The organism is Cupriavidus sp. 10L43_2, assembly GCF_056395265.1.
In genome coordinates this window covers 1-1,133 of sequence record NZ_JBFTJE010000044.1, presented here as the reverse complement: position 1 = coordinate 1,133, position 1,133 = coordinate 1, and the positions used below count along the sequence as shown (strand labels likewise).

The window sequence follows — 1,133 nt, the reverse complement described above, 5'->3', positions numbered from 1 at the left end:
GCCAAATAGGATGTGAAAGGAACGCCGAACGCAAAGCCGGCGGTGATGCCTGAAAAGACTTTCGTTACGGCTTTTCCGGATTGGCCGGCGGGCACAAGGCGGGCCGCGGCCGCAAGCGCTACAGAAAAGAACACGGGGTGGCATAAAGCCGGAATGATCCGAAACGCAAGCATGACACTGAAATGCGCCGTATACGCGTAGACCGCATTAGAAACGGCAAACATCAGCACCGTCAAAAGCAGAATGTATTTCCGGTTTATACCTGAAGCAAGCAAGGTCAAAAACGGCCCCGACACAGCGACGATGAATGCGAAAATACTGACAAGCCATCCCGCTTTTGAAGCAGAAATATGAAATCTGTCCGCCACTTGCGGAAGAACCCCGATGATGCCCATCTCGGTTGTAATAATCCCGAAAACCCCTAGTGCCAAAAATAGAATGAAGATGGAACTGCTTTTTTTCATTGTTATGTATGCCTCCTTTTATAACTACATATATAGAAAAATAGATATGTTAGAACGAAAAAGCCCTCCTTTCATGGTTATAGCTGGTGCTGAACATAGTCAGCAAAGGCTTTAATTTGTTTTTCATTCCTTCTGTAATAGGTCCACTTTCCGATTCGTTCAGATTCCAGCAGGCCGGCTTTTTGCATGGTCAGCAGGTAGCTGGAGATGACGGACTGCGCAAGCCCCGACTTTGCCTGAATATCACCGACGCAAATTCCGGTGCGGAAACTGAGGCCCTGCTCAAGATAAGGCCTTTCATCAAAATGGTCCTCCGGGTGTTTAAGCCATGTCATAATATCACTTCGTGTTTTGTTGGATAACGCTTTATGAATCAATATCGGTTCCATAACGTTTATTATATCTATTTTTCTGGATTTGTAAATTCGTTTTTTAACGAAACGCTTCTCAAAATAAGTAAAAACCGTGTTAAAATATAACATATTATCAGATTACCGGTAAAAAATCCGGGTATTTGTCAGGAGGATATTCACATGAATCAAAAGAAAAAAGGTACGGTCGCGGTGACCTTGCTGTCCGCTCTGATGTTTTGTCTGTTGCCGGTCATCGTCTCGCTTTCTCCGCTTGCAGAAACGGGGCCGAACGCGAATCGTTTTAACTCTGCAGGCA

3 protein-coding genes are annotated in these 1,133 nt (G+C 45.2%); 1 reads left to right on the top strand and 2 read right to left on the bottom strand.

Features of this window, described 5'->3' with window-relative positions; translation table 11 throughout:
• Together AC1DEL_RS27515 and AC1DEL_RS27510 are read right to left on the bottom strand one after the other, a co-directional pair.
• Positions 1 to 464: MFS transporter (locus AC1DEL_RS27515; RefSeq protein ID WP_477159242.1), on the bottom strand; the 464-nt coding region annotated here is incomplete at its 3' end.
• Between the two features lie 77 nt (positions 465 to 541).
• The gene (locus AC1DEL_RS27510) at positions 542 to 853 is read right to left on the bottom strand and encodes an ArsR/SmtB family transcription factor (RefSeq protein WP_015240918.1); all 312 of its coding nucleotides are present in this window, start codon (positions 851 to 853) and stop codon (positions 542 to 544) included.
• A 144-nt stretch (positions 854 to 997) separates the two neighbouring features.
• Between AC1DEL_RS27510 and AC1DEL_RS27505 the strand changes: the two genes are divergently transcribed.
• Positions 998 to 1,133: DUF5391 family protein (locus AC1DEL_RS27505; RefSeq protein ID WP_477159243.1), on the top strand; the 136-nt coding region annotated here is incomplete at its 3' end.

Excerpts from the sequence above, each read along its gene's own strand:
- AC1DEL_RS27510 (WP_015240918.1), bottom strand. The coding sequence starts at position 853 with ATGGAACCGATATTGATTCATAAAGCGTTATCCAACAAAACACGAAGT.